The 26,407-nt window shown below is 57.6% G+C and carries 28 protein-coding genes and 1 pseudogene; 6 read left to right on the top strand and 23 right to left on the bottom strand.

All coding sequences use genetic code 11. The features are described from left to right. Window positions 1-9: 9 nt before the first annotated feature. From CH74_RS08385 to CH74_RS08370, 4 genes are all read right to left on the bottom strand, one after another. On the bottom strand, window positions 10-588 hold the full coding sequence (locus CH74_RS08385) for a hypoxanthine-guanine phosphoribosyltransferase (protein WP_048307016.1): 579 nt from the start codon (window positions 586-588) through the stop codon (window positions 10-12). After that, window positions 581-1,873 carry a mechanosensitive ion channel family protein gene (locus tag CH74_RS08380; RefSeq protein ID WP_053070688.1) on the bottom strand — a complete coding sequence of 431 codons (1,293 nt, stop codon included), beginning with the start codon at window positions 1,871-1,873 and terminating at the stop codon, window positions 581-583. The genes CH74_RS08385 and CH74_RS08380 overlap by 8 nt, the downstream gene beginning before the upstream one ends. A gap of 2 nt (window positions 1,874-1,875) precedes the next feature. Continuing rightward, window positions 1,876-2,913: a beta-N-acetylhexosaminidase gene (nagZ, locus tag CH74_RS08375; protein WP_048307015.1), complete on the bottom strand. Its 1,038-nt coding sequence runs from the start codon at window positions 2,911-2,913 to the stop codon at window positions 1,876-1,878. A gap of 114 nt (window positions 2,914-3,027) precedes the next feature. After that, window positions 3,028-3,729, bottom strand: coding sequence for a TetR/AcrR family transcriptional regulator (locus CH74_RS08370; RefSeq protein WP_048307014.1), 702 nt, complete (start codon window positions 3,727-3,729; stop codon window positions 3,028-3,030). A 219-nt stretch (window positions 3,730-3,948) separates the two neighbouring features. Between CH74_RS08370 and lexA the strand changes: the two genes are divergently transcribed. Next, window positions 3,949-4,593, top strand: coding sequence for a transcriptional repressor LexA (gene lexA, locus CH74_RS08365; RefSeq protein WP_048307013.1), 645 nt, complete (start codon window positions 3,949-3,951; stop codon window positions 4,591-4,593). A gap of 15 nt (window positions 4,594-4,608) precedes the next feature. Beyond that, window positions 4,609-5,664: a DNA polymerase IV gene (gene dinB, locus CH74_RS08360; protein ID WP_048307012.1), complete on the top strand. Its 1,056-nt coding sequence runs from the start codon at window positions 4,609-4,611 to the stop codon at window positions 5,662-5,664. 3 nt (window positions 5,665-5,667) lie between these two features. On the opposite strand, the gene CH74_RS08355 is transcribed toward dinB, so the two are convergent. Next, window positions 5,668-6,339: an energy-coupling factor ABC transporter permease gene (locus CH74_RS08355; protein ID WP_048307011.1), complete on the bottom strand. Its 672-nt coding sequence runs from the start codon at window positions 6,337-6,339 to the stop codon at window positions 5,668-5,670. A gap of 219 nt (window positions 6,340-6,558) precedes the next feature. On the opposite strand from CH74_RS08355, the gene CH74_RS08350 reads away from it, so the two are divergent. Beyond that, window positions 6,559-8,157, top strand: a complete 1,599-nt coding sequence (locus CH74_RS08350) for a ribonuclease J (RefSeq protein WP_048307010.1) — start codon at window positions 6,559-6,561, stop codon at window positions 8,155-8,157. A gap of 141 nt (window positions 8,158-8,298) precedes the next feature. Here the strand turns inward: CH74_RS08350 and CH74_RS08345 are convergent, their stop codons facing one another. From CH74_RS08345 to CH74_RS08300, 11 genes are all read right to left on the bottom strand, one after another. Then, window positions 8,299-8,586: an H-NS histone family protein gene (locus CH74_RS08345; RefSeq protein ID WP_048307009.1), complete on the bottom strand. Its 288-nt coding sequence runs from the start codon at window positions 8,584-8,586 to the stop codon at window positions 8,299-8,301. Between the two features lie 181 nt (window positions 8,587-8,767). Further along, window positions 8,768-9,757, bottom strand: a complete 990-nt coding sequence (gene moaA / locus CH74_RS08340; protein WP_048307008.1) for a GTP 3',8-cyclase MoaA — start codon at window positions 9,755-9,757, stop codon at window positions 8,768-8,770. Further along, window positions 9,754-10,206, bottom strand: coding sequence for a molybdopterin synthase catalytic subunit MoaE (moaE, locus tag CH74_RS08335; RefSeq protein WP_048307038.1), 453 nt, complete (start codon window positions 10,204-10,206; stop codon window positions 9,754-9,756). The genes moaA and moaE overlap by 4 nt, the downstream gene beginning before the upstream one ends. 2 nt (window positions 10,207-10,208) lie before the next feature. Further along, window positions 10,209-11,090, bottom strand: a complete 882-nt coding sequence (gene moaC / locus CH74_RS08330) for a cyclic pyranopterin monophosphate synthase MoaC (RefSeq protein WP_048307007.1) — start codon at window positions 11,088-11,090, stop codon at window positions 10,209-10,211. Then, window positions 11,087-12,346: a bifunctional molybdopterin-guanine dinucleotide biosynthesis adaptor protein MobB/molybdopterin molybdotransferase MoeA gene (locus tag CH74_RS08325; protein ID WP_048307006.1), complete on the bottom strand. Its 1,260-nt coding sequence runs from the start codon at window positions 12,344-12,346 to the stop codon at window positions 11,087-11,089. Before CH74_RS08325 ends, moaC begins: the two co-directional genes overlap by 4 nt. Further along, window positions 12,343-12,915, bottom strand: a complete 573-nt coding sequence (mobB, locus tag CH74_RS08320; protein ID WP_048307005.1) for a molybdopterin-guanine dinucleotide biosynthesis protein B — start codon at window positions 12,913-12,915, stop codon at window positions 12,343-12,345. The genes CH74_RS08325 and mobB overlap by 4 nt, the downstream gene beginning before the upstream one ends. Window positions 12,916-13,096: 181 nt before the next feature. Continuing rightward, on the bottom strand, window positions 13,097-13,696 hold the full coding sequence (gene mobA, locus CH74_RS08315) for a molybdenum cofactor guanylyltransferase MobA (protein WP_048307004.1): 600 nt from the start codon (window positions 13,694-13,696) through the stop codon (window positions 13,097-13,099). A gap of 94 nt (window positions 13,697-13,790) precedes the next feature. Further along, window positions 13,791-14,465: an energy-coupling factor ABC transporter ATP-binding protein gene (locus CH74_RS08310; RefSeq protein ID WP_048307037.1), complete on the bottom strand. Its 675-nt coding sequence runs from the start codon at window positions 14,463-14,465 to the stop codon at window positions 13,791-13,793. Window positions 14,466-14,476: 11 nt separating this feature from the next. After that, a complete protein-coding gene (locus tag CH74_RS08305) occupies window positions 14,477-15,184 on the bottom strand; it encodes an ABC transporter permease (RefSeq protein ID WP_048307003.1) in 708 nt (235 codons plus the stop codon). Between the two features lie 15 nt (window positions 15,185-15,199). After that, window positions 15,200-15,337 (bottom strand): hypothetical protein, encoded by a 138-nt coding sequence (locus tag CH74_RS19495; protein WP_253273007.1) that lies wholly within the window; start codon window positions 15,335-15,337, stop codon window positions 15,200-15,202. Beyond that, on the bottom strand, window positions 15,322-16,062 hold the full coding sequence (locus CH74_RS08300; protein ID WP_253273006.1) for a substrate-binding domain-containing protein: 741 nt from the start codon (window positions 16,060-16,062) through the stop codon (window positions 15,322-15,324). The genes CH74_RS19495 and CH74_RS08300 overlap by 16 nt, the downstream gene beginning before the upstream one ends. A 187-nt stretch (window positions 16,063-16,249) precedes the next feature. On the opposite strand from CH74_RS08300, the gene CH74_RS08295 reads away from it, so the two are divergent. The 3 genes and pseudogenes from CH74_RS08295 to CH74_RS08285 all read left to right on the top strand — a co-directional run bounded on the left by CH74_RS08295 (window position 16,250) and on the right by CH74_RS08285 (window position 20,403). Then, window positions 16,250-17,608, top strand: a complete 1,359-nt coding sequence (locus CH74_RS08295) for a sigma-54 dependent transcriptional regulator (protein ID WP_048307002.1) — start codon at window positions 16,250-16,252, stop codon at window positions 17,606-17,608. Between the two features lie 51 nt (window positions 17,609-17,659). After that, the gene (locus tag CH74_RS08290; RefSeq protein ID WP_053070686.1) at window positions 17,660-19,741 is read left to right on the top strand and encodes a cache domain-containing protein; all 2,082 of its coding nucleotides are present in this window, start codon (window positions 17,660-17,662) and stop codon (window positions 19,739-19,741) included. Between the two features lie 84 nt (window positions 19,742-19,825). After that, window positions 19,826-20,403 (top strand): annotated as a pseudogene (locus tag CH74_RS08285) (cupin domain-containing protein). Window positions 20,404-20,554: 151 nt separating this feature from the next. On the opposite strand, the gene CH74_RS08280 reads toward CH74_RS08285, so the two are convergent. From CH74_RS08280 to CH74_RS08250, 7 genes are all read right to left on the bottom strand, one after another. After that, the gene (locus CH74_RS08280) at window positions 20,555-21,799 is read right to left on the bottom strand and encodes a uracil-xanthine permease family protein (RefSeq protein ID WP_048307001.1); all 1,245 of its coding nucleotides are present in this window, start codon (window positions 21,797-21,799) and stop codon (window positions 20,555-20,557) included. Window positions 21,800-21,922: 123 nt separating this feature from the next. After that, window positions 21,923-22,552 carry a uracil phosphoribosyltransferase gene (gene upp / locus CH74_RS08275; protein WP_048307000.1) on the bottom strand — a complete coding sequence of 210 codons (630 nt, stop codon included), beginning with the start codon at window positions 22,550-22,552 and terminating at the stop codon, window positions 21,923-21,925. Window positions 22,553-22,616: 64 nt separating this feature from the next. Next, complete coding sequence (gene ung, locus CH74_RS08270) at window positions 22,617-23,306, bottom strand: uracil-DNA glycosylase (protein ID WP_048306999.1); 690 nt, start codon at window positions 23,304-23,306, stop codon at window positions 22,617-22,619. Continuing rightward, on the bottom strand, window positions 23,303-23,791 hold the full coding sequence (gpt, locus tag CH74_RS08265) for a xanthine phosphoribosyltransferase (protein WP_048306998.1): 489 nt from the start codon (window positions 23,789-23,791) through the stop codon (window positions 23,303-23,305). Before gpt ends, ung begins: the two co-directional genes overlap by 4 nt. Window positions 23,792-23,798: 7 nt before the next feature. Further along, a complete protein-coding gene (locus CH74_RS08260) occupies window positions 23,799-24,344 on the bottom strand; it encodes an adenine phosphoribosyltransferase (RefSeq protein ID WP_048306997.1) in 546 nt (181 codons plus the stop codon). Between the two features lie 33 nt (window positions 24,345-24,377). Then, window positions 24,378-25,682 (bottom strand): NCS2 family permease, encoded by a 1,305-nt coding sequence (locus CH74_RS08255; protein ID WP_048306996.1) that lies wholly within the window; start codon window positions 25,680-25,682, stop codon window positions 24,378-24,380. Window positions 25,683-25,739: 57 nt separating this feature from the next. Next, window positions 25,740-26,354 carry a riboflavin synthase gene (locus CH74_RS08250; RefSeq protein ID WP_048306995.1) on the bottom strand — a complete coding sequence of 205 codons (615 nt, stop codon included), beginning with the start codon at window positions 26,352-26,354 and terminating at the stop codon, window positions 25,740-25,742. Window positions 26,355-26,407: the final 53 nt, after the last annotated feature.

Genomic DNA, 26,407 nt, shown 5'->3' with positions numbered 1-26,407 from the left:
GAGATTCCCCTACATACCCTTGGGGGCGAAGATCCCCGGGGCATTACGCCAATACCCCTTGTAATCCATGCCGAAGCCGAACACATAGCGATCCTCGACTTCAAGGCTGCAATAATCCGCCGTCAGTCCCGGTACCGCCTTGCGCTCGTGTCGCTTGTCGACCAGCACCGCGGTGGAAATGCTCGCCGCCTGGGCCTCGCGACAATAGGCCAGAATGGCGGCCAGGGTCGTGCCTTCATCGAGAATGTCGTCGACGATCACCACATGACGACCCGCCATGGGAACTTCCGGCGATACCCGCCAGAACAGCTCGCCACCCCGGGTGCCGCCGCGATAGCGGGTCGCATGCAGGTAATCGACTTCCAGTGGAAAGCCCAGTCGGGTCAGCAAGTGACCCGTGGTGATCAAGCCGCCGTTCATGACGCAATAGAAGACCGGCAGCTTGTCTCCCAGATTGTGGGTGATCTCTTCCGCCATGCGGTCCAGGGCACGCTCGACCTGTTCCTGGGTGATCAGGCAGTCGGCGTTCTCCATGAGATCGCGCATGGTGACCAAGGATTCATGATAGTCGGTATCGAGTTTAGGCATCGGCATCCTGGCTGCTGGCATTTTCGGAAGGGTCGTCCGGCTCGCCTCGCGTTGGAGAAGGGGCATGCCGGGACGAAGCAGTATTAGCGGTATTGCGCTTTTTTGGTACTAGTCGAGGCGACGCATCTTTGTCTTCGTCTCTTTTATTGCTGTCACGGTTCTCGCTGCTGTCGGCAACATCGCGATCGATCGTCAATGGATCGGCCATGTGAAGAACTCGAGCCGGCATGGCGATGTCTGCCCCTGCGTCATCGACGATCGAAGCGATGCGCAGCAGGATGTCCTGCTTGATATCCAGATGCTCCGCCCAATCCGTTGTATGGGTATAGGCATAGATCAAGATATCAAGAGAATAGGCGCCAAAGGACTCGAAGTTGACCAGCATATAGCTGTCCTGATCGATCGACTCATGCTCTTTGAGCAGACTGCGAATACTCGAGACGATGCCATCGACCTGATCAATATCCTGATAGCGCAGGCCAACGGTTTCGTAGATACGACGACTGAGCATCCGCGACGGATTGACGACGGCGATCGAGCTAAAAATATTGTTAGGGATGTATAGCGGACGCAGATCGAAGGTGCGGATGCGCGTCAGGCGCCAACCAATGTCCTCGACGGTGCCTTCTATGTCGCGATCCGGCGAGCTGATCCAATCCCCCACCTTGAACGGGTTGTCCAGATGAATGGCCAAACCGCCGAAGAAGTTGGCCAGAATGTCGCGCAGGGCAAAACCGACGACCAAACCACCCAGCCCACCGAAAGCCAGCAGGCCAGACAGTGACATGCCGAATGCCTCCAGCATCGCCAAAGCCACCACGGTAAAAATGACGGCGCCCAACAGCTTGCTGACCGCGGAAGCGGTCGAGGCGTCCATGGGGTTGGCGGAGTTGCGCTGCGGAGGGAGCATGAGCCGATGCTTGATCTGCCTTACCAGGCGCAGGCCGGCCCACCCCAGCATCAACAGTACGAACACCCACATGGTGGTGGGGGTGTAGGCAACGACACGACCCAATTCCAGGCGCGCGGCACCCAGACTCGCCAAGGCGATGAAGGCGCAACCCCAAACACCGACCCAAAGTGGCCGCCGCAAGGCCAACAGTACTACGTCGTCCCAACGATGGCGCGTCTTTCCCAGCACATTGCTCAGCCGCCAGACCACCAGGCGCAGGAACAAATCCGCCAATAGCGCCAGGCTAATAATCGCTACCGGCGCCAATAACCAAGATGGAAGGTCAAATGTCGTCTGGAACCACTGCTCAACCGGATCTAGAAATTCCAGCACGCTCAATTCCTCGTAGTGCCATCCGAGGAACCGTCGGCTAGTGCTTCAAGCCGCGCATGAACGCGCCGCCAGCGGCTCAGCGCCGGTAGCGTATCGAGCCCGGGACGTGCACGAGCATAGCGTAGGCGAGACTGGCGCTTTGATTCACGTCCCGCACAGGCCTTTGCCACCGCCAGGGCGGCGTCGCGATCATTGCATATCAGCACCATGTCGCAGCCGGCATTCAATGCCGCCAAGGCGCGATCGCCCGGACCACCGGCAACATGAGCGCCGGCCATGGACAGATCGTCGGAGAAGATCGCGCCCTTGAAGCCCAGTTCTTCGCGCAACAAACCCAGCCAGTTCGGTGAAAAACCCGCGGGGCGTTCATCGAAGGCGCTGTAGACCACATGGGCTGGCATTACGCCATTCAAACGATTGGCCAGCGCTGCAAAGGGCACCAGATCGTGTTCTCGCAAGGTTTGTAGCGGTCGATCGTCGATGGGCAGTTCAAGATGAGAGTCCGCAGCGACACCCCCGTGGCCTGGAAAATGCTTGCCGATGGCAGCCATTCCGGCTTCGTGCAGTCCGTCGATGAAAGCACCGGCCATGGCGGTAACGGCCTGGGGATCATTCGAGAAGCTGCGATCGCCGATCACGCTGGAACGACCGGTATCCACATCGAGCACTGGCGCAAAGGAAATATCTAGACCGCAGGCCGACATCTCCATGCCCAGTAGCCAGCCCGCATCCTGACAAAGCTGCAGACACTGCTGGGGCTCGTCGGGGTAACACTGCCCCAGGCGAGCCATGGATGGCATGCGTGTCACACCCTGACGCAGGCGTTGCACACGCCCCCCTTCCTGATCGATACCCAACAGTATCTCGGGACGAAGCTTGCGAATGGATGCGCACAGCTCGATGACCTGGTCGGCATCGACGATGTTGCGGGCAAACAGGATAATGCCCCCTATTTCAGGCCTTGCCAGCAACTTGCGTTCTTCCCGGGACAATGCGGTGCCTTCAAGATCCAGCATCACCGGACCAAGTGGTTGGGTCATGATTGGGTTCCTCATGCATGAAGGGGGCTGATTCTAGAACAAAGATCAAAAAGACGACAAATATCCTCGGTGCTGCGACGTTCTGCGGTTCGAACGCCACCTTTCGAATACAGATCAGGCCGATGCTGCATGAGCGACCTGAGGCAAAGGGGCATTCATGCCGGCCACGACCACCGGGCCCAGGCGATGAATGAGATGACGCACGCCCACCTGCTCACCATAATCCTTGGCTGCGATATCACGCAGCGCATCGAGTCCAGACAAGGTAAAGATCACCGTGCCCAGCATGAAGTGCAATCGCCAGAATCGCTCCGCATCCGGCAGGTCGGGAGTTGCACGACGCACAAGCTCGGTAAAGCGGGTGAACACACTGCCATACTGCTGCTGGATATAACGCCGAAGATGTCCCTGGGCCTGGGTGTAGGCCAGTCCGAGCAAACGAATGAACACCTTTAGACTGTTACGCTCTGCCGGCACCTGCAGCACCGTGTGCGCCATGCCCTCGAGCAGGATTTCAAGAGGAATGGGCTGGTCGCCATACTCGGCTTCGAGTGTATCCAGCGTCTTGTGAAAGCGCTCGGTGAACGGATCCAGATAGCGCGCGAACACCGCCTGGATCAGTGCTTTCTTGGAGCCGAAATGGTAGTTCACCGCTGCCAGATTGACCTTTGCCTTACTGGTAATGTTGCGCAAAGAGGTCTCAGCAAAGCCACGCTCGGCAAACAACACTTCAGCGGTATCGAGAATGCGCGTCACGGTATCGGTCTGGTTCTGGCTTTTGATTTGACTCTTGATCTGACTCTGATGAGGGGCCATGCCTTGTCCCTTGAGCTGGTAAACGCCTGTTTTAAACATTGCATATCGGCTTCAGACTACTCAATACCGGCTGCGGACGCTATTGCGGCGCTAATTAATTATTCGATAAGCACCCGTATAGTGGCGGTTCATTCAGCAATTCATTTCAAAACCCGTATTACTGGATACAATCACATGCTGTATACTTGCACAAATTCCAGTGGTAATCGCGGAGCCTCCATGACTCGTCCTCTTACCCCGCGCCAGCAGAACGTTTACGATTTCATCGTCAAGACCATGCAGGAACAAGGCTATCCGCCGACTCGCGCCGAGATTGCCCGGGCGCTGGGCTTTCGCTCGCCCAACGCCGCGGAAGAACATTTGCGGGCGCTGAGCAAGAAAGGCGTCATCCGCATGATCCCCGGTACGTCTCGTGGCATTCGTCTCGTGCAGCCGGAAAGCGAAGAAAGCCCCATTGACACCAGTCAGGGCTTGCCCGTCATTGGTGAAGTCGCTGCCGGTAGCCCTATGCTGGCCGCAGCCCACATTGATCGCTATTGCCCGCTACCAGCGGACTACTTTACCCCGCACGCCGATTATCTATTGCGCGTAAGGGGACTCTCCATGCGCGACATCGGTATCCTAGAGGGCGATCTTCTAGCAGTACACCGGACCACCCGGGTACGCGATGGGCAGATCGTCGTGGCGCGCATGGAAGACGAAGTTACCGTCAAGCGCATTCAGCGCGATGGCCATCATGTCTGGTTGCTACCGGAAAATGGCGATTTCTCTCCCATCGAAATCGATCTACGTCACGAACATCTCGAGATCGAAGGTATAGGGGTCGGCGTGATTCGTGGTGGCAATGGCCAAGCCCTCGGTTGATTGCCAGAGGTTAGCGTGCGCAAGATCCTACATGCCGACTGCGACTGTTTTTATGCCGCCGTAGAGATGCATGACAACCCGGTTCTGCGGGATATTCCCTTGGCGATCGGCGGTAGCGCCGATCGTCGCGGCGTCATTGCCACCTGCAACTACCCTGCCCGCGTCTTCGGCATTCATTCCGCCATGCCCACTTCCCAGGCGCTACGGCTGTGTCCTGAATTGACATTGCTGCCAGCGGACTTCCCTCGGTATCGCGCCGTTTCTGAACGTATTCAGGCGATCTTTTACGAATTGACACCGCTGGTCGAACCCCTGTCTCTGGACGAGGCCTTCCTGGATGTCAGTGCGGTCACCCGCTTCAAGGGTAGTGCTACCTGGATGGCTCACTGGCTCAAGGAAGAAGCTCTGAAACGCACGGGAATCACGCTGTCCGTGGGCGTGGCGCCAAGCAAGTTCCTGGCCAAGATTGCCAGCGACTGGGACAAGCCCGATGGGCTTCACGTCATCACTCCCGAGGGGATTGAATCCTTCGTGGCTGCTCTGCCCGTCGGCAAACTACACGGTGTTGGTCCTGCCACGGCGGCAAAACTACATAACATGGGCATTGCCACCTGCAGGGATCTACGGGATTGGCCATTGGATAGCTTGCTCGAACGTTTCGGCAAGTTCGGAACACGGCTGTATGAACTGGCTCGAGGCCAGGATGATCGCCCGGTCAAAGTCGAGCGTGAACGCAAGTCCGTAAGCGCGGAGAATACCTTTCACCGGGATCTGGCCGGGCTTGCCGAGTGCCGTGCCGAGCTGCCTGCGCTAATAGAGCGGCTAGGGCAGCGGCTGGAACGACACGGCAATCCGCCAATCAAGGGGCTGTTCGTCAAGGTACGCTTCAACGACTTCTCCACCACCACCCTGGAAGGCATGGGTCGACAAACATCGACAGAACGCTTTCTCGCGCTGCTTGATGACGCCTGGAAACGGCGTAGCCGCCCGGTACGCTTGCTCGGCGTGGGCGTACGCCTAGTGCCCCCGGATAGCACGCGACAGATGACGTTGTTCGATGAGCAGCAATAATCTTCACTTCGTATCGATATAGCGATGGCTATCAAACGTCAGTACCCAATGAGGATGATAAACAAGCAATAGACTGAGCATCGTACCGGTAACGAAGGCTTCAGAAGGCAGCAGCAATGGCAGAAACAGGGCGTACTCCCCTATCAAGCGCAGCACCTCCGGGTCGTTGCTACCCAGCCATATGATGCCAATAGTGCATAACCCACTGAGAAGCGTTGCCAATCCGGAACCAAAGAAGCCACAGGCGAAAAGAAATACAAACAAATTATCCGGCATGCGCCGATCCACCAAACGCCAGATCGCCACACTGATCAGCGCCGGTATCACCCCGGTAATCAATATATTGACCCCCAACAAGGGCCAGGCAATCTGACCTATCAGGACCATGGCCAGATTGATCAATGCATTGGCCAGCAGTGCCAGGGGCGCCGTGAATACCAGGGTGAGAAACACCGTGAACACCATGTGCAGGGTAAGCCAGTCGATGGCCTGGGCCCGTAGCTGCCACATCAACATGACAAAGACCGTGGCACCCAGCAGCCGATGCTGCAGTGGCCGATCCTGCTCCAAGCGCCGCCAGGGGAATACCCAAACGGCCCTGACCAGCACGCCCACACTGAGTAGCGCGGTCAAAATCAACATCCAGGGAGCAAGTACGACGGTAGCAAACGACATGGAAAACTCATGCAGGCTCGAGAAGAAAATAGTCGGACCACTCAGCTCTGTGAACACAATGATCCGCGTTCATTCATTGTGGCGCCGCCCCAGCATCACGTATAGTAAAAATCTCTTTGTTTGCCAGTGTCTATGATGCTTCACACCCAGGTACAGCTTCGTCAACGCCGTCGATCGCCTCTGCATTTCCTGCCTCTGGGCGGTTGTGGAGAGATCGGCATGAACCTGAGCCTTTACGGTTTCGACGAAGACTGGGTAGCGGTCGATTGTGGCATGATGATTCGACAGGACCTGCCTGATTCACCTTTGCAGGTACCCAACATCGATGGTCTCCCGGCGCTGGGCATCACACCTCGCGCCTTGGTCATCACCCACGGCCACGAGGATCATATCGGGGCCGCCGCCTGGCTGTGGCCACACTGGGGCTGTCCTATTCTGGCAACGCCCCTGGCCGCAGGTCTATTGCGCGCCAAGTTCGTTGAACGCGGTCTCGCCGCGGATGCCATCCAAATCATCGAGCCGGGAGACGCGCTGGAAATCGGCGCGTTCACCTTGCGCTATCTTCCTGTTCCTCATTCGATCCCGGAAAGCTGTGCACTGCTGCTCGTCACACCCCATCATCGAGTGCTGCATAGCGGTGATTGGAAACTCGATCCTGACCCTGTAATTGGATCGGCGATCGACGAAGCACTTTTTCGCTCTCTGGCACCCATCGATCTGCTAATAGGCGACTCCACCAACGCGCCGGTGCCCGGCTGGTCTCGAAGCGAAGGTGATGTTGCCAAAGCATTGGAAAACACGCTGCGAGAGTGCTCGGGGCGCGTCATCGTTTCCTGTTTTGCCAGCAATCTGGCTCGCGTACTTGCCATCGGGCGCGCCGCGACGCGTTGTAATCGCCGAGTAAGTTTGATGGGACGCTCAATGGAACGCATGGTGCGTATCGCTCGAGGCCTTGGCTACCTCGAGGATTTTCCGCCTTTGGTGCCGGTACGCGATCTTGGTTATCTTCCGGCTGAAGAAGTCGTGGTCATTGCCACCGGCAGCCAGGGCGAGCCACGCGCCGCGTTATCCCGGCTCGCGCAAGGACGTCACCCGGACTTCGAATTACAGGATGGCGATACGGTGATCTTCTCTGCCAAGGCTATTCCCGGCAACGAACGTCTTATCGAGCGTTTGCACAACGGTTTACGCCGTCTCAACGTCACCATTTTCGAGGAGGGCGGACATCCCGACTTGCATGCGTCAGGCCATCCAGCGCGAGACGAATTGCACACCTTCTACGAATGGCTCAAACCGCGTTATCTACTGCCGGTTCACGGTGAGGCTTTTCATCAAAAGACTCACCGCGAACTGGCAGAAACAAGAGGCATAGTGGCGCCACTGATCCCGGTCAATGGTGATCTCATACGCTTTGACAACAAAGGATTGACCCTGGAAACACGCCATTCCCAAACACCGAGAATTATCGCAAACGATCGGGTGCAGGCGCTGGCAGGTCTGCAAGCGCCAAAAGGCGATCGTCGTGAACGTTTTGGTGAGCTTTTCATCGTGATTGCCGTTGCCCCAGACACATCCGGTTGGCTACGTATCGGACGCCTTCTAATCGACGCTTCGATTCCAGTGGATCTCGATGAAGATAGTTTCGCTGAATGGATTGACAACACTCTCGAAAAAGCAAATGAGACAACGCTCGTTCAACTCCGTGAGCGCTTACAACTTCTGATAATGCAGTGGCTTGCAGAGCATCTACGACATCTTCCCACGGTGCATCTGCAACTAACGCCTGCAGAAGTCAACTTCATCACGAAAACCGAATAATTTCTGTATCCAAAGACCTGGGGACAACGGATTTAACGCAATACTGGCCGTGGAAACTAGTTGTCAAAAAGAAGCGGAAAGGCCAAACCGCTTCTTATAATCTTATGTCGTAGTGGGGACTGTTCGGCTGTTTAGACGTTTTTAGGATTTGGCATTCTTGGGTGGCCGTCCACGGCGGCGGCGGGGTTGTTCACCCACTAGATCATCAACAGAGAGACCGGCGTCGTTAATGGCTTCTCTGATTTCGGCAAGCTTACGCGCCTTTTGCTCTTCTTCCTCGCGCCGGTAATGATCTTCCTGCTGTTTCTGCTCGATCACTTCGCTTATGACTTCTGCGAGTTTATGCAATTGCTCCATGCTTAGCTGACGGGCAGCAGCACGAGCCACATTTTTGTTGCGCGCAATTCTTTCAAGGGATTCGGTAGACATTAGCTTCCTCCGCACCAAAGATCATCGACTACATAGAGTTTATTATCATAAAAAGTATATGCTTACTTGCCCGATTGACAAGGTATGACCACCACTAATAATGAAAAAAAGAACAATTAACTCAAAAAAAAACAGCGATCATTGATCGCTGTTAGTGCTGAAAAGCAATTGACGCTGGGTTTCAACCACCGGTCATATTCATGAAACGTACCACCTGTACATCGCCATCCGTCGTGAAATGGTGACGCTCGGGCTTAAGTGACATGGCATCGACAATACGTGCCTTGAGTCTTTCGATGTCGCCGGGATAGCGCCGCAACGTCTCACGCAAATCGACAGAATGCTCATTACCCAGGCAAAGAAGAAGTCGCCCTTCCACGGTGACTCGCACACGATTGCAGGTAGCACAGAAATTATGGCTATGAGGGGAGATAAAGCCAACCCTCGAAGCGCTATCCGCCATGCGAAAATAACGAGAAGGTCCCAGCGTGGATTCGGTAGTTGGCATCAAGGAGTGACGGGATTCGATGATGGCCTGAACTTCATCGCTCGAACAGTAGGTTTCAGCGCGGGAATGATCCGACACATCGCCTAAAGGCATTTCTTCGATAAAGCTGATATCGATGGATTCGTTGCGCGCAAATTCCACCAGATCGAGCACCTCATCATCGTTTCTACCCTTCATGATGACGGCATTCAATTTGATGCGTTCAAAGCCTGCATCCTGGGCCGCGTGCAGGCCATCGATTACTTTGTTCAGATCGCCGGTACGCGTTAGCTGTTTGAAGCGCAACGAATCCAAGGAGTCCAGACTGATATTCAGACGTTGCAACCCGCCTTTACGCAGCGCAGGGGCATGTTTGATAAGCCCCGCACCATTAGTGGTCATGGCGAAATCCTTTAAACCATTGAGCTGACCGATTTCCGTTACCAGCTCATCGATTCCACGACGTACAAGCGGCTCTCCTCCGGTGAGTCGTATCTTTTCCACTCCCAGTTCGGTGAAGGCTCGTGCAACGGTCGCCAACTCCTCCAGGGTAAGAACCTGCGCGCGAGGTAAAAAGGTCATTTCCTCGCTCATGCAATAAACACAGCGAAAATCGCAGCGATCGGTAACGGAAATTCTGACATAGCGCACCACGCGCTGAAAATCGTCGATCAACTGTGTCATGACACCTCCCAGCGTTTGGCATCCTGCTTGTCAGAGCTCCGCTCTGACACCCAGTAGTGCCCCTCGGTCGTGTGCTCTTTTTTCCAAAAAGGGGCTCGTGTCTTTAGATAATCCATGATGAAATCACACGCTTGGAAAGCATTGCGGCGATGAGCGCTGGCAACCGCCACCAGTACGATCGGGTCGCCCGGCTCGAGATGCCCAACACGATGAATCAAGCGCACGCCTTGCAGTGCCCAGCGCTGTTCGGCTTCAACGACAATATTGGCAAGTGCCTGCTCCGTCATACCCGGATAGTGCTCAAGAGACAGTCCTTGAACCTCCGGACTCTCGTTAAAATCACGCACTAGGCCGGTAAAACATACCACAGCGCCAATGTCCGTGCGTCCTGCGAGCAAGGCTCTTTGTTCCTCGCCTACATCGAAAGGCTGGGTTTGTACCTTGATCATGTTCATCCCCCGGTCACCGGTGGAAAAAAAGCAACCTCATCGCCTGCAGTCAGCGGCGTGTCTTCAGCGCTCATCACTTGATTGACAGCACACAGTACGCGCTGTTCGCGTAGTAAAGCAAAGCGCTCATCCTGTTGTTCAAGAGCGCTTTTCAGTCCAGCAACGGTGGGCTCGGAAAGTGTCGTGAAAGCCACATCGATATCGCTTACGCCGAGACGTTCACGCAGCTCTGCAAGACACTTTACGTTGATGCAGGAGCGATCGTCTCCCAGTGTGACACTGACGCTGCCTTCAAAACATTTACCTGTCACGATAGGGGCTATATCGAGCACCCCGCCCTTGGCGGCCACCGCATTTCCCGAAGAGACATCGGGCTGCATGGAAGATGCGCCGGCCGTTCGGTTTGCTTTAGGGGATCGTTGATAAACTCCGGATTTACCACCGGTCTTGGAGAGCAATTGAATTCCTTCGATGCTCATATCCTTGTCCACCGCCTTGCACATGTCATAAAGGGTCAGACAGGCTACCGACACAGCGGTCAATGCTTCCATCTCGACTCCTGTGCGGCCGTTCAAACGACAGATGGCGGTCACATCGACGCTTGCATCGTCTTCATTGAGTATGAAATCGACGCTGACCTTGGACAGTGCCAGAGCATGGCATAGCGGAATCAATTCAGACGTTCGTTTGGCTGCCTGTATACCGGCAATACGTGCCGTAGCCAGCACATCGCCTTTCGGCATGCCGCCCTCGGCTAGCAGCGCCAAGGTTTCGGGTCGCATATGAATCCGCCCACCGGCTACCGCTTCGCGACGGGTTTCGGTCTTGTCGGCGACGTCCACCATATGTGCCTCACCACGGGAATTAAGATGCGTCAGGCTCATGTCAGCTCCCCAAAGGGTTGTAAAGTCACCGTTTCACCTTGCGCCACTTCAGCGCGTGGCGCCTCTATCTCGATCAAACAATTGGCCGCCGTCATCGAGGATAGGATCCCCGAGCCTTGGCGACCGGTCATGCTGACGTGCAGACGACCTTGATCATCGCAGCGGTAGATGCCGCGTAGAAAATCCACCCGCCCTTCACGACTTTTCAGCGGCTCGTCGGCGATCGCCGTCAGGCGACGGGGTTGCCACTGATGCTCTCCCTGCAGAGTACGCAACAAGGGCTGCACGAACTGCAAGAAGGTCACCATTACTGCCACTGGATTGCCCGGCAGTCCGAAAAAGGGAATCTCGCGCGCGCCCAGAGTGCCGAACGCCAGGGGTCTACCGGGGCGAATGGCAATGCGCCAGAAGCCGAGCCGCCCCGTTTCGTCCAGGGCTTTTTGGGTCCAGTCCGCTTGCCCGACGGATACGCCCCCGCTGGTGATGACCATATCCGCTGTCTGTGCTGCACGATCCAGTGCATGTCGAATGCCGGCAAAATCATCCCCAAGAATGCCTAGATCCACTACCTCGCAGCCAAGTCGCGTCAACAGACCACGTAAGGAAAAGCGATTGGAATCGAAGATACCCGCCGGGGGTAACGTTTCCCCTGGCGCGGTCACTTCATCGCCGGTGGAGAAGATAGCGACACGGGGACGACGCACGACCCGCGCCTTGGCCATGCCAAGCGATGCAAGCAACCCCAGATGCTGGGGGTTCAAGCGAGTCCCTGCCTTCAACGCCATTGATCCTCGGGGAATATCCTCCCCCGCCCTGCGTACGTTCTGCCCTTGTCGTACCCGATCCGCCTGCTCTATCTCGACCCAGCGAGAAGCGCCCTCTTCTTTGACGAGCAACTGCTCGGACATGATGACGGTATCGGCGCCTTGCGGTAGCGGTGCACCGGTAGTGATGGTCACCGCCTGACCCGGGGCAAGAGGGTCCTCAAAGCAGCTACCTGCAAGTACGTCACCTTGAAGCATGAACCGCGTCTGGGTGTCATTCGGCCAGCTCAGGGCAATACCGTCCATTGCGGCATTGGTATTTTGCGGCACATTAACAGGGGATATTGCGTCTTCCGCCAGCACTCGATTCAACAACGAAGACAACGGTATAACTTCACTTTCAAGCGACCCTGGAGCCAATTCCTGCAACGCGGTCAGCGCCTCATCGAGGCTGAGCATGCGCTCCCCAAGCTCAAAACAGGAAAGCGTCATGGCGTAACTCCTGTCTTGCGGGGCTGGCGCCGCTGTAACCACTGCTCTGGCCAGGCCGCCACGTAATCGGTCAGGGCATCAAGATCATTGAGATCGAGCGCGTCGACCCCTTCCGGTAACGCCAAGTCTTCATCGCTGGCGACCCCCATTACCCAGCCGTCATGTTCCGCCAGCAACGGCTTTTCGAGCACGGGACGGAACAGTTCCAGCTTGGGCACTGGCCAGGCCTTGAAGCCTTCGATCAGCACAAGATTCGGCTGCAGCGGTCTGACCTGATCGATCAGCATGGCAAGATCGGCTTCCGTGCGATCCGGTGTTTCCATCATCAGCGCAAAGCGCGCCTTTGAGGCAACCAGCATAGGAGCGGCGCCTGCAGCGCGCATCCGGTAGCTATCCTTGCCTGGTTGGTCCACATCGAAGCCGTGATGGGCATGCTTGATGACCGCGACACGCACCCCGCGCTCGGCCAGACGCGGCAGCAAGGCTTCGAGCAACGTGGTTTTTCCTGTCCCACTCCAGGCGGCGATACCCAGCAAGGGCAATGTTTCGTTAGCAAGATCGAGTGTCATGATGTTTTTAATCGCGTTCTATAAACGACAAATTGTCAGCGCAGGTTGATGCACTCCCTGGATGAAGCAGCGTGCCCGATCAAAGGCAATCGCCGTACCGAAACTCGCTTGCAAACAGCGAATAAAATCCTGACATCACCGAGTAATCAGCAGGTTGCTACCAAGAGTTTACCTGGCTGTGTCAAGTTGACCCATCGCGCTCCAGGCGCTGGCCCAGATTCATCCTCTCTTCGGGGCTGTTGAGATTGATGAAGGCCTCGGGCTGATCGCTGAAATCCACGTGGCACCAGTGGTGACGCGCGTACCAGCGGTCGATCTTGCGCTCACCTGCCGCCAGAGCCTCACGGAGATCCGCTGCCAGATCGCATCGCATCAGAGCAATGACCGGGTGCGCTCGCTCTCCATCGTGAGCCACGGCGATATCATGATCACCGATGCCGCCGATCATGCGCGTCACAAGATCTTGCGGTAGCGCAGGGGTATCGCAGGGCACGACCAGCACCCAGGGCGTCGAGGCGGCAGACAATCCGCTCAGAATACCCATCAAGGGCCCCTTGAAATCGCCTTCGAGATCGGTGATGACCGGGTAGCCAAGCTGCTCGTAAGCGTCAAGGCTTCGGTTGGCATTGATCAGGACCGCCCGTGTCTGCCCCTCCAGGCGAGATAGCACATGCAGTATCAAGGGCTTATCGAGCAATAAGCTCCAGCCTTTGTCCACACCGCCCATGCGGCGACCTTGACCACCGGCCAATACGAGTAGGGTGATATCGTCCTGAGTCATGGGAATCCGTGATTGATGATCAGTGTTTACTAGCATAACCGCCCTGAGGGGTGGATAGCATGATCAAGATCAGGGTCAGGCGAGATTTACCGGCTTAACGCAAGAGGCGTTCGGCCATGAAAGCGGCGTTCGTTGCGCTTTCCCACAGAAGGCCATCACACAGCTGCCATTGGCGCTGGCAGCGCTCGGTCAGCACGCTTGCATGGTGGGCACTGAGGATGACGGCGCATCCGGCTCTCACCAGATCCGCCACCAGGCTATCCACATCGGCAATGGCCTGAGCATCCAGATTGGCAGTCGGCTCGTCCAGAAGCAAAACTCGAGGCTGCAACAGCCAGGCTCTGGCCAGTGCCAGGCGCAGGCGCTCACCGCCGGAGAGAGAGCGAGCGCGCTGTCGCCCCTGTTGCTCGAGACCGCACCAGTGCAGCATGCGGCGTACGCGCATCTGACTATCGCGTCGTCCCAGCCCATGCCAGCGAGCCGCCAGTCGAAGATTGTCGAACACGCTGGTATCGAACATGTAGGGCGTTTGATGCAGATAGATTACCTGAGCCGGACAAGGGGGGAGCTGCCACTGCTCCTCGAGACGCCAGCTCACGCTGCCCTGGCGAGGCGCGTCCAGTCCCGCCAGGATTCTCAGCAGCGTCGTCTTGCCACTGCCGTTGTCACCCAGCAGATGCACCATATCCTGACCCGACCAGTGCAGCTGATCGATCGTCCACAGGGGCTTTGCCGAGAAACCATGGGAAAGCCGATTGATTTCGAGCATGCTCTCTTTCGTCATGAACTCAAGGTCTGCTGGCCTCGGCCTCGCAGAACGCCCAGCATCAGGTTAAGTATTAGCGCCAGCACCAATAGCACCAGCCCCAAGGCAATGCCCTGAGCGTATTCCCCTTTGAGGGTTTCTAGTGCAATTGCCGTGGTGATGTTGCGGGTAAAATGTTCGATATTGCCCCCCACCATCACGGCGCTGCCCACTTCGGCGATGATGCGCCCGAAGGACGCCACTATTGCGGCCATGACGCCGAAACGCGCTTCTCCCAGCAAGCGCCAGAGGGCTGCCACGCGCCCTGCTCCATGCAGACGTGCGGTCTCCCAGGCACGTTGATCGACTCCCTGCAAGGCAGCATGCAGCATGGCAATCAGCAAGGGAATGGCCAGGAGCCACTGGCCAATCACCATGGCCGGCTGAGTGAACAGCAATCGCCACTCACCAAGTGGGCCGCTGCGGGATAGCAGCATGAACAGCATCAGCCCCACTACCACGGTCGGTACTGCCATCAGGGTGTTGGCCAGGGAAATCAACAGCCAGCGCCCCGGAAACGCAAGACGTGCCAGCGCCAGGGCGATCAGCAGTGCCGGCGGAATGGCAAGCACCATGGCGGTCAGCGATACCCGAAACGAGACACCGATGATCTCCCATAGATCCGGATCCAGGGAGACCAGCAGTGTCAACGCCGCCCGAGTCGAGTCGAGTAGCTCAGACATCGCCGTGCGCAGTCATCATTGGCTGGCACCGGCGCTCACGCCTTGCTGTGGCGATACGTCTTCGCCGGCACTGGCGTGAAACAGTGCTTCACCTTCGAGACGGAAATCGTCGATGGCCTGCTGCCCTTCCTCGGAAATCAGCCACTGCGCCAAGCGCGCGCGCCGTCAGTATTGAGATCGTTATAGCGCTCAGGATTGACCAGGATTACCTGATAGGGGTTGAACAGACGAGGATCTCCTTGCATCAGCAGGCTCAAGTCCAGTTTATTCTGCATCGCAAGCCAGGTACCACGATCCGTCAGCGTATAGCCCTGCAGCTCACTCGCCATCTGCAGCACCTTACCCATGCCCTGTCCCGCGGCCCGATAGCCTTCGAAACCGGGTTCGATATCACTTGACTGCCACAAGGCAAGCTCTTTCTTGTGGGTGCCGGAATCGTCTCCCCGGGAAATGAATAGCGCATCGCTATCGGCAATCTGCTTGAAGGCCTTCGTTGCCTCTTCGAGGCCTTGAATGTCGGCCGAGTCTTTCTGCGGACCGACGATGACGAAGTCGTTGTACATCACCCCCTGGGGTTCGACGCCGTAGCCTGCGTCGACAAAGGCCTTTTCCGCTGCCGGCGCGTGGGTCATCACCAGATCTGCATCACCATCCTGGCCCATGCGCAGCGCCTTGCCGGTACCCACGGCAATGACCTGAACCTGATAGGGATGTTCGGCTTCGAACTGGGGTAACAGCTCGTCCAGCAGACCGGAGTTGTAGGTGCTCGTGGTGGTCGCCAGTCGAATGATGTCGTTGTCCGCCGCCAGTACCGGTGACGTCAGAAGCGTAGCGCCTAAAATGATCGCGGCGTTACGCAAAGTAGCAGGTAGGCTCATTATGGTTCCCTTCCCTTTTAGGTTCCTGACCCCTTCTTCAAGCAAGTAACATGCCCATTCTCATGATCTTGGCGGATTGCCCTTTAAAATCGCCTTCTTTACCATGAAAAAATCACAGACGCATCTTAAGTGCGCCACATCGACCCAGATCGGGACAAACTGACTCGCTCGATGGAGGGTTGTCTGAATGACCGTTGCTAGTGAACTACCCACCGCGTCGATACTGATCGTCGATGACGAACCCGGTATGCAGCGTTACCTGAGCAAGGCATTGTCGTCGCGCTTCGCCATGCTCGAAACCGCCGGCACCCTGGCAGATGCGGAAGCCCTGCGCCAGCGGTTGCATTTCGATTTGCTGCTGGTGGATGTGCGCCTGCCGGATCGCAGTGGCATCGAATGGCACGAGGCGCTGGAAACCGATCGGCGTAGCGACATCATCTTCATGACCGCCTACGCGGATCTTGAAATGGCCATTCACGCGCTAAGAGTGGGGGCCAGCGATTTCATCATGAAACCGTTTCGACTCGAGCAGTTGCTTAGCGCCGTGGACCGTTGCCTGGAACGGCGCCGCCTGGCTCGGGAAAACTTCGTCCTGCGTCGAGAAACGGCGCAGCTACACTCTGCTCAGAACGGCATGCTGGGCAATAGCGCAGCCATCCGCGAGGTTCAGGCGATCATCGAACGTGTCGCTCCCACGCCCTCCGCACTGATGATTACCGGCGAGTCCGGCACCGGCAAGGAACTGGCCGCCCGGGATCTGCATCGTCTGTCCCGGCGTTTGGGCGCCTTCGTCCCTATCAACTGCGGTGCGGTTGCCAGTGAGCTGATCGAGTCCGAGCTGTTCGGTCATGTCAAAGGCGCTTTTACCGGCGCAGTCAAGGCTCGGGAAGGCCTGTTCACCTACGCCGATGGCGGGACGCTGTTCCTCGATGAAATCGCCGAGATGCCTCTGGCCATGCAGGCCAAGCTGCTGCGAGTCATCGAAACCAAGCGGATTCGCCCAGTAGGTGGAGAGCAGGAGCAGCCGATGGACGTGCGCATCGTGACCGCCACCCATCGCGACATGGAACAGGAAGTTGCCAGCGGACGCTTTCGGGAAGACCTTTACTACCGCCTCAACATACTGACGATCAGACTGCCTGCGCTGCGCGAGCGTCCTGATGACATCGCGCTGCTCGCCCATCATTTCTCGCACCATCTATCCAAGGAGCTGGGGCTGCCGGCGCTTCCCTGGCAGCACACGGACCTTGAACGCATGGCGCGTTACTCCTGGCCAGGCAACATCCGTGAACTCAAGAATTTCGTCGAGCGCTGCATTCTACTTGGCAGACTGCCGCGAGAGCTGCTCGAGAATGGTGCCGGCGAGAGGCCGGACAGCGCCACCATCAATGTGCCTCTTGACTGGTCCATCGAAGCACTGGAAAAGCACCATTTGCTGGCGGTTCTTGAGGCCAACAACGGCAACAAGTCTCGAGCGGCTCGCAGCTTGGGCGTCTCCCGCAAGACCCTCGATCGCAAGCTTGCCGGCTGGCAGGGCTCGACATGAGGCATTCGCCGTGAAGAAGCGTTGTGAAGAACTCAGCGTAACGAGCCTGACGTGAAAGGCGTGCGCCGCTGGCTGGACGCGTCGATCCGGCGACGGCTGCTATGGATGGCCTGCATGCCGTTGCTGCTTTTCAGTCTGGCCCTGGTGGGACTGACCCATTACTGGACCAGTACCTACAGCGATCGTCAGCTCTACATGAAGGTACGGGCGGATCTGGCGGTAGCCAGCCGCTTGCTCGATAGCCTGATCGATCATCAGCGCACACGTCTGGCGGAACTGGCCGGCAGTCATGCCCTGACGACCGCGCTGAACGGTACCGGCACGCTTTCCCTTGCCAATGTTCTCGAAGAAACCCGTACTGCCAACGAACTCGATTGGCTACGCCTGCTGTCACCGGACGAATTGATGTCACAGCTGGATACTGGGGTGGCGCAACGCCTGCTTCAAGGCAACACGATTGCCGGGCTTGATGCCTTGACGCCAGAGCGCTTGAACGTCATCGATGCACTGCTTCCCGATCGGGCGCGAATGGCTTTGCGAGTCACGCCGCGAGCACAGGCGACTGTCCGACAGGTGGAACGCAAAGGGCTGGTATCCCGGGTTCTCTACCCGCTCAAGGGTCAGGATGGCCGGGTGAAACTCGTGCTCGATGGCGGACGTCTGCTCAACCGGGATGCAGCCCTCGTGGATGATATTCGCGATCTGCTCTATGCACCTGGTACCCTGCCGGAAAACAGCGAAGGCACGGTCACGCTATTTCTGGGAGACGTCAGGGTCGCGACCAATGTGCATCTGGTCAATGGCGAACGCGCCATTGGCACCCGAGTCTCCACCCAGGTAGCCCGACAGGTGCTCGAGCACGGAGAGCGCTTCATCGATCGGGCCTTCGTGGTCAGCGACTGGTATGTGGCCGCCTACGAGACACTATCGAGCATCCAAGGCGAACGCATCGGCATGATCTATGCGGGTTATCCAGAGGCACCCTTCACTCGCCTGTATCGGGAAACCCTGCTGCAGATCGCCATTGTTCTGGCCTTGGTCACCCTGCTCTCTTTAGGGCTCGTGCTGCGAGGCGTCGAACGCTTGGTGACACCCATCAAGCGCATGCACCGGATCATTCGCGATGTCCGCGAAGACAATCATCTGCGTATCGGCGAGATTGGCAGCCAGGACGAGCTGGCGGAGCTGGCTCGCGAATTCGATGCCATGCTCGATCGTCTCGAAACCCACCAGAACGCCTTGCGCCGTGCCGCTGCCGAACTCGAGCAGCGGGTCGATGAACGCACTCATTCCTTGAGGGAAAAAACCCGCGCACTGGAACAGCATATCCTCTTGCTCAAGCAGGCGCGGACTCGACTGCTGACCCAGGAAAAACTCGCAACCCTGGGTGAGTTGACCGCCGGCATAGCCCACGAAATCAACAACCCTGCCGCCGTGATCCTGGGTCATGTCGAACTCATCGAGCAGCAGCTGGGTAACGATGCGGCACCGGTCAAGGAAGAAATCGATATCATCATTGCTCAGGTGGAGCGCATTCGGGCCTTGATCGACAATCTATTGCGCTACTCCAGCACCGGGCATTATCGACTCATGCTTCAACGCCAGGATGTCAACGCGATCGTCGCCGGCATCGAGCCTCTGGTGCGTCATACCATCGACAAGAACGATCAACGTCTGATTCTAAAGGGCCATGCGGAGCGTCAGGTGGAGTGTAATAGCGCTCAGTTGCAGCAGGTATTGGTCAACCTGATCCTCAACGCCGTACACGCCGGCAATGCAGGGCAGCGCATCGTCCTCACTCTTCAGGATAGCGATCGCTACGCCGAGCCCGGGGTCTGCATCGATATCAGCGATCAAGGACCCGGCATTCCCGACCATCTACAGACACGGATTTTCGATCCTTTCTTCACGACCCGGGAGGCAGGCTCCGGTCTTGGTCTGGCCATTTGTGCGGGCATTCTGAGGCGAGGCGGGGGTGATATCAGCGTAAGCTCTATCCTTGGACAGGGCGCCACCTTTCATGTCTGGCTACCCTGCCACGCACCGTCCAGCGCCTTCGAGGACGACACGACCCGCAAACTGCTTGAAGGCCTAAGCGGCGTGGCTGCGCCACCAGGCGAATACAAGCAGTGACGATGACCGGATCGTTTTTTCACGCTTATCGGGTCTTGCATGAAGGGGTATCATACTGTCAAGGATGTTCAACAAGGATGCTCGATGAGCGGATTCAATGTCGGTACACGTCTCAAGCAGTTGCGTCAGAGTCGTGATCTTTCCCAGCGAGAGCTGGCCAAACGCGCTGGAGTCACCAACAGCACCATTTCACTGATCGAACAGAACAGCGTCAGTCCATCGGTCAGCTCGTTGAAGAAGATTCTCGATGCCATGCCGGTTTCCATCAGTGAATTCTTCGCCGGAGAAGAGCTCGCCAATGAGCAGGTGTTCTACCGCGCCGATGAACTCACGGAAATCGGTGATGGCAATCTTTCCTGGCGCCTCGTCGGCGCACGCCGCCCCAACCGCAGCATGTCGCTTCTCCACGAGCACTACCCTCCCGGTGCGGACACTGGCGAAGACATGCTCGAACATGCGGGCGAAGAAGGCGGCGTGGTGATCGCCGGTTCCATCGAGATCTCCGTCAATGGCGAAACGCAAGTGTTGCACCAGGCGATGCCTACTACTTCGACTCCCGCCTGCCCCACCGGTTTCGCAATGTCGGAGACCGCGACTGCGTGATCGTCAGCGCCAATACGCCGCCTTCCTTTGCCGAAGGGGGCACCACCCAGCATCACTAGGCTTTGCCCAAAAAGCGCCTGCGCTCGCCCAGACGGCGTTAAAAATCGACTCAAAGTACTCATTTACACCGCGTAAACTCCGTCTTTTCGTCGATTTTTGCCTTGTCTGGCCATCGCTCATCGGCTTTTCAGACATAGCCTAATGCGCCGCTCAATGATAATCCTCCCGGGCCGGCGGCAACACCAAATTCAACACAATCCCCACCACCGCGGCCAGACTGACGCCCTGCAGCGCGAACTGGCCGCCGCCAATCTGCATACCGCCAATCCCGAATACCAGAATCAGCGACACCACCACCATGTTGCGCGGTGCGGTCAGCGGCGCGCCCGCTCGCACCAGCGTATTCATGCCCACCACGGCGATGGAGCCGAACAGCAGCGTCATGATGCCGCCCATCACCGGACCGGGAATGGTCTGCAGCAGCATGCCCAGCTTGGCCACGAAGGCCAGCACGATCGCGACAACGGCGGCCACCACCATGATGGAGGGGTTGAAGTTGCGGGTCAGGGTCACCGCGCCGGTGACTTCGGAATAGGTGGTATTGGGAGGGCCGCCGAACAGTGCTGCCGTGGACGTCGCCAGACCATCGCCCAAGAGCGTGCGATGCAGTCCGGGCTTGATCAGATAGTTCTGGCGGGTCACGGAGCCGATGGCGATCATGTCGCCGATATGCTCCACCGCCGGTGCGATCGCGACTGGAATCATGAACACAATGGCCGCCAGGTGAAACGTCGGCGCAACGAAATCCGGCAGTGCCAGCCAGCTTGCGTTCTGTACCGGTGAAAAATCGACCACCCCCATGATCAACCCCAGTGAGTAGCCCACCAGAATACCACCCAGAATAGGCACCAGGCGCAGCATGCCGCGTCCGAATACCGCCAGTAGTAGCGTGACCAGTAGACTGCTCATGGACAAGATGATGGCCTGGGGGTAATCGATATTGTCGCTGGTGCCACCGGTAGCCATATCCACCGCTATCGGCGCCAGGGCCAAACCGATGACCATGATCACCGGCCCGACCACCACCGGGGGCAGCAGGTGGTGCAGCCAGGCGGTTCCCTTGAGCCGCACGAACTGGGACATGACGATATAGACCAGTCCTGCGGCAAACAGTCCGCCAAGGGTTGCGGGAATACCGAAGTTGGCGATGGAGCCCTGAATCGGTGCGATAAAAGCAAAAGAAGAGGCTAGAAACACCGGCACGCTCTTGCGGGTCACACCGTGAAACACCAGGGTGCCGATGCCGGCGGTAAACAGCGCCACGCTTGGATCAAGCCCGGTCAATAGTGGTACCAGCACCAGGGACCCGAAGGCGACGAACAGCATTTGCGACCCGGTCAACAGCGTACGCGGCCAGGTCTCCTTGTTAGAAGCCGGGCGTGCGGCATCGGTCATCAGAAAATCTCCAGAGTTATCGTTCCTGCGTCATTGCTTGCCCAGTCGGCAGGCAAAAAAATGCCCCTGACGTCAAAGACGAAAGAGGCGTGTGATCACTTGTGTCCAGTCATCGAAACAACGTTATCTGGTGCCAAAAATCTTGTCCCCGGCATCCCCCAACCCCGGTACGATATAGCCATTCTCATCGAGTCGTTCGTCCACCGAGGCGGTATAGATCTCCACTTCCGGATGGGCCTCCTGCACGCGGCGAATGCCTTCTGGGGCGGCGACCAGCACGATCACCTTCATGGTCTTGCAACCGCGCTCCTTGAGCTTGTCCAGGGTAGCCACCATGGAGCCGCCGGTGGCCAGCATCGGATCGATGACGATGGCCAGTCGCTCTTCGAGATTGTTGGTGAATTTCTCGAAATAGGTCACCGGCTCCAGAGTCTCCTCGTTGCGATAGAGCCCGACGACGCTGATGCGCGCACTGGGAATCAGATCGGTGACGCCATCGAGCATGCCAAGCCCCGCCCGCAGGATCGGCACGATGGTCACTTTCTTGCCTTTCAAATGCTCTGCCTGAAAGGATTCGCCATTCCACCCTTCAATGGTGTAGGGCTCGAGCTTGAGATCCTGAGTGGCTTCGTAGGTCAAGAGCTTGGCGACTTCCCCGGCCAGTTCGCGAAAGGCCTTGGTGCTGATATCCGCGGCGCGCATGAGTCCCAGCTTGTGTTTGACCAGTGGATGATCGATTTCATGAACGCTCATGACTTGATGTCCTTGCGGTGATTGAGACGTTTTTTAGGGCACCCCAAAAAAATTGTCGGAAATTCTACCGCGCTTGGGCCGGTAACTGCCAATCGATGACGCCCTTGCCCTTGGCCTCGAGAAAGGCGTTGGCCTGGGAGAAATGATGCTGGCCGAAGAACCCGCGGTGCGCCGAGAGCGGCGAAGGATGAGGCGAGTGCAGCACTAAATGCTTGTCCCGATCGACGAAGGCGGCCTTCTTCTGGGCATAGCTGCCCCACAATAGAAACACCACGTGATCGCAGTGCTCATCGACGACCTGAATGGCGCGATCGGTGAAGCGCTCCCAACCCTGGTTACGGTGGGACCCGGCATTGCCCTGCTCGACGGTCAACACGCTGTTGAGCATCAATACGCCCTGGCGGGCCCAGCTTTCAAGAAAGCCGTGACTCACTGGCGTCGTGCCAACGTCTTCGGCAAGCTCTTTGTAGATGTTTTGTAGGGATGGCGGGGTGGGTACGTTCGGGCGCACGGAAAAACACAGCCCATGGGCCTGGTTGGGGCCGTGATAGGGGTCCTGCCCCAGCATCACCACCCGCACCTGATCGAGAGGCGTGAGCTCGAAAGCACGAAACCAGTTCGACGAATGAGGATAGATCACCTTGCGAGCGGCTTTCTCCTGAGCCAGAAATTCGCGCAGGGTGTGCATGTAAGGCGCATAGAACTCATCGCTCAGAAAGCGATTCCAGCTCTCGGGCAAAGGACTTGCACTCATGAGTCTGATCCTCGTACCTGGTCCACCAAAGGTTCCACATAGGCGATGCCCATGTCCCAGGGGAACTGAATCCAGCAGTCCTGAGCGACTTCCGTCAGGCACTGATCCACTAGCGGGCGTCCTTCCGGCTTGGCATAGATAGTGACGAAATGCGCTTGGGGCAGCATGTCCCGCACCACCCGAGCGGTCTTCCCGGTATCCACCAGATCATCGATCAATAGCCAGCCGTCGCCATCATGATCGATTCCTTTCATGACCTCGAGTCCACCCTGATCCATGCGCTCGTAGCTCTTGACACAGATCGTATCGATCAGGCGCACATTGAGCTCTCGCGCGATCAAGGCCGCCGGGATCAATCCACCGCGAGTGATGGCCACGATGCCCTTGAAGTCCCGCTCGACGAGCTGATGGCACAGGGCTCGCACGTCCCGGTGCAGCTGATCCCAAGAGACGGTGAAATGTTGCTGGTAGCGGTTAGCGGTCATGGTCGAATCACTCGCTTTCCAGGAAGGAGCAGACGGCAAACACCTCGTGGCCGGCTTCCCGAATCTTCTTCGAGCCACCCAGTTCAGGAAGATCGATGATGGTAGCGGTTTCCACTACCTGGCCTCCGCTGCGCTGAATCAGTTTCGCCGCTGCCAGCATGGTGCCACCAGTCGCGATCAGGTCGTCCATCACCAAAATACGATCGCCCTCGCGAAACGCATCGGAATGAAGCTCCACCGTGGATTCGCCATACTCCAGCGTATAGGTTTCACTGATGGTCCTGAACGGCAGCTTGCCCTTTTTGCGAACCGGCACGAAGCTGCATCCCAGCTCATAGGCCGCCGGCGCGCCGATGATGAACCCCCGCGCGTCGATCGCGGCAATGGCATCCAGCTTCGAATCCTGGTAGCGATGTACGAAGCTATCGATCAATTTGCGAAAGGCGGAGTGGTTTTGCAAGACCGGCGTGATATCCCGGAAATTGACCCCTTCCTGAGGCCAATCCGGCACGGTGCGAATCACGGACTTGATGTAGTCGCCATAGATACTCATGGGATGCCTTATTCAATGAACGGTCGATGAACGTTAGTCGATGAAGAGAAATTTGAGTGCAAACAGGATAGCCAGCACCACCACCGCCGGGTTGAGCTCCTTGTACCGTCCTGACAGCAGTTTGATGCCAGCATAGCTGATAAAACCCAGGGCGATGCCGTTGGCAATCGAATAGGTCAGAGGCATGGCCAAGGCAGCGATCAGCACCGGGCCCGCATCGGTGACGTCGTCCCAGTTGGCATGAGCCAGACTGCCGCACATCAGCACCGCCACGTAAAGCAGGGCGCCTGCAGTGGCGTAGACTGGGATAGAGCCCGCCAGAGGTGCGAAAAACAGGCTGATCAGAAACAGGATCGCCACCACCACCGCGGTCAGCCCGGTGCGCCCGCCGGCGGCAATGCCCGAGGCGCTCTCGATGTAGCTGGTGGTGGAGGAAGTGCCCAGCAGTGCGCCGCTCATGGTGGCGGTGCTGTCCGCCATGAGCGCCTTGTTGAGTCGGGGCAGCTTGCCATCCTTGTCGAGCAACCCGCCGCGCTGGGCAACGCCGATGAGGGTACCGGCGGTATCGAACAGATCGACGAACAGGAAGGCGAAGACCACGCTGATCATGCCGACGTTCAAGGCGCCGGCAATGTCCAGCTCCAGAAATACCGGTGCGATGGACGGCGGCGCGGAAACGATACCGCCGAATTCACTGTGACCCAATAGAATGGCGACGAAGGTGACCCCCAGAATGCCGATCATGACCGCGCCAATGACCCGTAGATAGGAGAGCGCCGTGATGACGAAGAATCCGGCCAGGGTATACAGGGCCGCAGGCTGGGACAGATCACCAATGGTCAATAATGTGGCAGGATGTGCGACGACGATACCCGCGTTTTGTAGCGCAATGAGCGCCAGAAATAGGCCGATGCCCGCCGCGATACCGAGTCGCAGCGACATGGGAATCGAATTGATGATCCACTCGCGGACGCGAAAGATGCTGAGCAGCAAGAAGAGTATCCCGGACAGGAATACCGCTCCCAGAGCGGCCTCCCAGGTGTAGCCCATACCCAACACGACGCTGAAGGTGAAAAAGGCGTTGAGCCCCATGCCCGGCGCCATGGCAATGGGATAGTTGGCCCAGAGCCCCATGATCAGACAACCGATGGCGGCGGCCAGGCAGGTGGCTACGAACACCGCACCGCTATCCATGCCGGCCTGAGCCAGAATGCTCGGGTTGACGAAGATGATGTAGGCCATGGTCAGGAAAGTGGTGATACCGGCGATGATTTCCGTACGTACCGACGTGCTGTGCTCCTCCAGCTTGAAATAGTCGTTCAGGTATTTTTTCAGCATGGCTCGACCCTTTGCCTGGTTGTTGTGTGGGGTAAATGGGCTGTCAACAAAGCGAAATCATTCAGAACCACGGGCTGCCAGTACTCGCTCAACGGTCTCGACGATCGCCTGGGTCTGCGGGTCGATCTCGATGTTGACGCGGCTGCCTGGCTTACGTTCGCCCAAAGTAGTACGCGCCAATGTCTCGGGAATCAGATTGACGCAAAACCGAGGACCCTGCACTTCGCCGATGGTCAAACTGATACCGTCGATTCCGATATAGCCCTTGTCGAACAGAAAGCGCGCATACGCCTGGGGCAGTTCGAACCACAGGCGCTTGTTGTTCGGCGCTTCTTCGATATTTACAAGTTCTGCCATGCAGATGATATGACCGGACATGGCGTGACCGCCGATCTCGTCACCGAACCGCGCGGCGCGTTCGATATTGACCCGATCACCGATAGCGAGATCGCCCAAATTGGTCAGGCGCAGGGTCTCTCGCATCAGATCGAAGCTGACCCGCTCTCCTTCGATGGCAGTAGCGGTCAGGCAGCAGCCGTTGTGCGCCACGGACGCCCCCAGCGCCAGGCCTTCGATCAAGGGCATCGGCAGCGCCAATACGTGGGTGCGAAACTCGCTTTTTTCATCGATCGCCACCAGCTCGGCGGTGCCCTGTACGATTCCGGTAAACATGTGTTCTCCCGTTGCAAGATCGCTAGGCTTTTCGGAGGAAGCCTAGTCTAGGG

The organism is Halomonas sp. PR-M31, from assembly GCF_001039575.1.
Taxonomy (GTDB): Bacteria; Pseudomonadota; Gammaproteobacteria; order Pseudomonadales; family Halomonadaceae; genus Modicisalibacter.
The sequence above is the reverse complement of the archived record's forward strand: the minus strand, read 5'-3'. Positions and strand labels throughout refer to the sequence as shown.

What these genes read in the sequence shown, in the direction of transcription:
- CH74_RS08300 (WP_253273006.1), bottom strand. Translation starts at nt 16,062, where the DNA reads ATGAGCCTACCTGCTACTTTGCGTAACGCCGCGATCATTTTAGGCGCT.
- nagZ (WP_048307015.1), bottom strand. Translation starts at nt 2,913, where the DNA reads ATGACCCAACCACTTGGTCCGGTGATGCTGGATCTTGAAGGCACCGCA.
- CH74_RS08345 (WP_048307009.1), bottom strand. Translation starts at nt 8,586, where the DNA reads ATGTCTACCGAATCCCTTGAAAGAATTGCGCGCAACAAAAATGTGGCT.
- CH74_RS08370 (WP_048307014.1), bottom strand. Translation starts at nt 3,729, where the DNA reads ATGGCCCCTCATCAGAGTCAGATCAAGAGTCAAATCAAAAGCCAGAAC.
- CH74_RS08280 (WP_048307001.1), bottom strand. Translation starts at nt 21,799, where the DNA reads ATGACCGATGCCGCACGCCCGGCTTCTAACAAGGAGACCTGGCCGCGT.
- moaA (WP_048307008.1), bottom strand. Translation starts at nt 9,757, where the DNA reads ATGACACAGTTGATCGACGATTTTCAGCGCGTGGTGCGCTATGTCAGA.
- CH74_RS08310 (WP_048307037.1), bottom strand. Translation starts at nt 14,465, where the DNA reads ATGCTCGAAATCAATCGGCTTTCCCATGGTTTCTCGGCAAAGCCCCTG.
- CH74_RS08295 (WP_048307002.1), top strand. Translation starts at nt 16,250, where the DNA reads ATGACCGTTGCTAGTGAACTACCCACCGCGTCGATACTGATCGTCGAT.
- mobA (WP_048307004.1), bottom strand. Translation starts at nt 13,696, where the DNA reads ATGACTCAGGACGATATCACCCTACTCGTATTGGCCGGTGGTCAAGGT.
- CH74_RS08255 (WP_048306996.1), bottom strand. Translation starts at nt 25,682, where the DNA reads ATGCTGAAAAAATACCTGAACGACTATTTCAAGCTGGAGGAGCACAGC.
- lexA (WP_048307013.1), top strand. Translation starts at nt 3,949, where the DNA reads ATGACTCGTCCTCTTACCCCGCGCCAGCAGAACGTTTACGATTTCATC.
- mobB (WP_048307005.1), bottom strand. Translation starts at nt 12,915, where the DNA reads ATGACACTCGATCTTGCTAACGAAACATTGCCCTTGCTGGGTATCGCC.
- CH74_RS08260 (WP_048306997.1), bottom strand. Translation starts at nt 24,344, where the DNA reads ATGAGTATCTATGGCGACTACATCAAGTCCGTGATTCGCACCGTGCCG.
- ung (WP_048306999.1), bottom strand. Translation starts at nt 23,306, where the DNA reads ATGAGTGCAAGTCCTTTGCCCGAGAGCTGGAATCGCTTTCTGAGCGAT.
- CH74_RS08350 (WP_048307010.1), top strand. Translation starts at nt 6,559, where the DNA reads ATGAACCTGAGCCTTTACGGTTTCGACGAAGACTGGGTAGCGGTCGAT.
- moaC (WP_048307007.1), bottom strand. Translation starts at nt 11,090, where the DNA reads ATGAGCCTGACGCATCTTAATTCCCGTGGTGAGGCACATATGGTGGAC.
- moaE (WP_048307038.1), bottom strand. Translation starts at nt 10,206, where the DNA reads ATGATCAAGGTACAAACCCAGCCTTTCGATGTAGGCGAGGAACAAAGA.
- upp (WP_048307000.1), bottom strand. Translation starts at nt 22,552, where the DNA reads ATGAGCGTTCATGAAATCGATCATCCACTGGTCAAACACAAGCTGGGA.
- CH74_RS08325 (WP_048307006.1), bottom strand. Translation starts at nt 12,346, where the DNA reads ATGACGCTTTCCTGTTTTGAGCTTGGGGAGCGCATGCTCAGCCTCGAT.
- CH74_RS08385 (WP_048307016.1), bottom strand. Translation starts at nt 588, where the DNA reads ATGCCTAAACTCGATACCGACTATCATGAATCCTTGGTCACCATGCGC.
- CH74_RS08305 (WP_048307003.1), bottom strand. Translation starts at nt 15,184, where the DNA reads ATGTCTGAGCTACTCGACTCGACTCGGGCGGCGTTGACACTGCTGGTC.
- CH74_RS08250 (WP_048306995.1), bottom strand. Translation starts at nt 26,354, where the DNA reads ATGTTTACCGGAATCGTACAGGGCACCGCCGAGCTGGTGGCGATCGAT.
- gpt (WP_048306998.1), bottom strand. Translation starts at nt 23,791, where the DNA reads ATGACCGCTAACCGCTACCAGCAACATTTCACCGTCTCTTGGGATCAG.
- CH74_RS08355 (WP_048307011.1), bottom strand. Translation starts at nt 6,339, where the DNA reads ATGTCGTTTGCTACCGTCGTACTTGCTCCCTGGATGTTGATTTTGACC.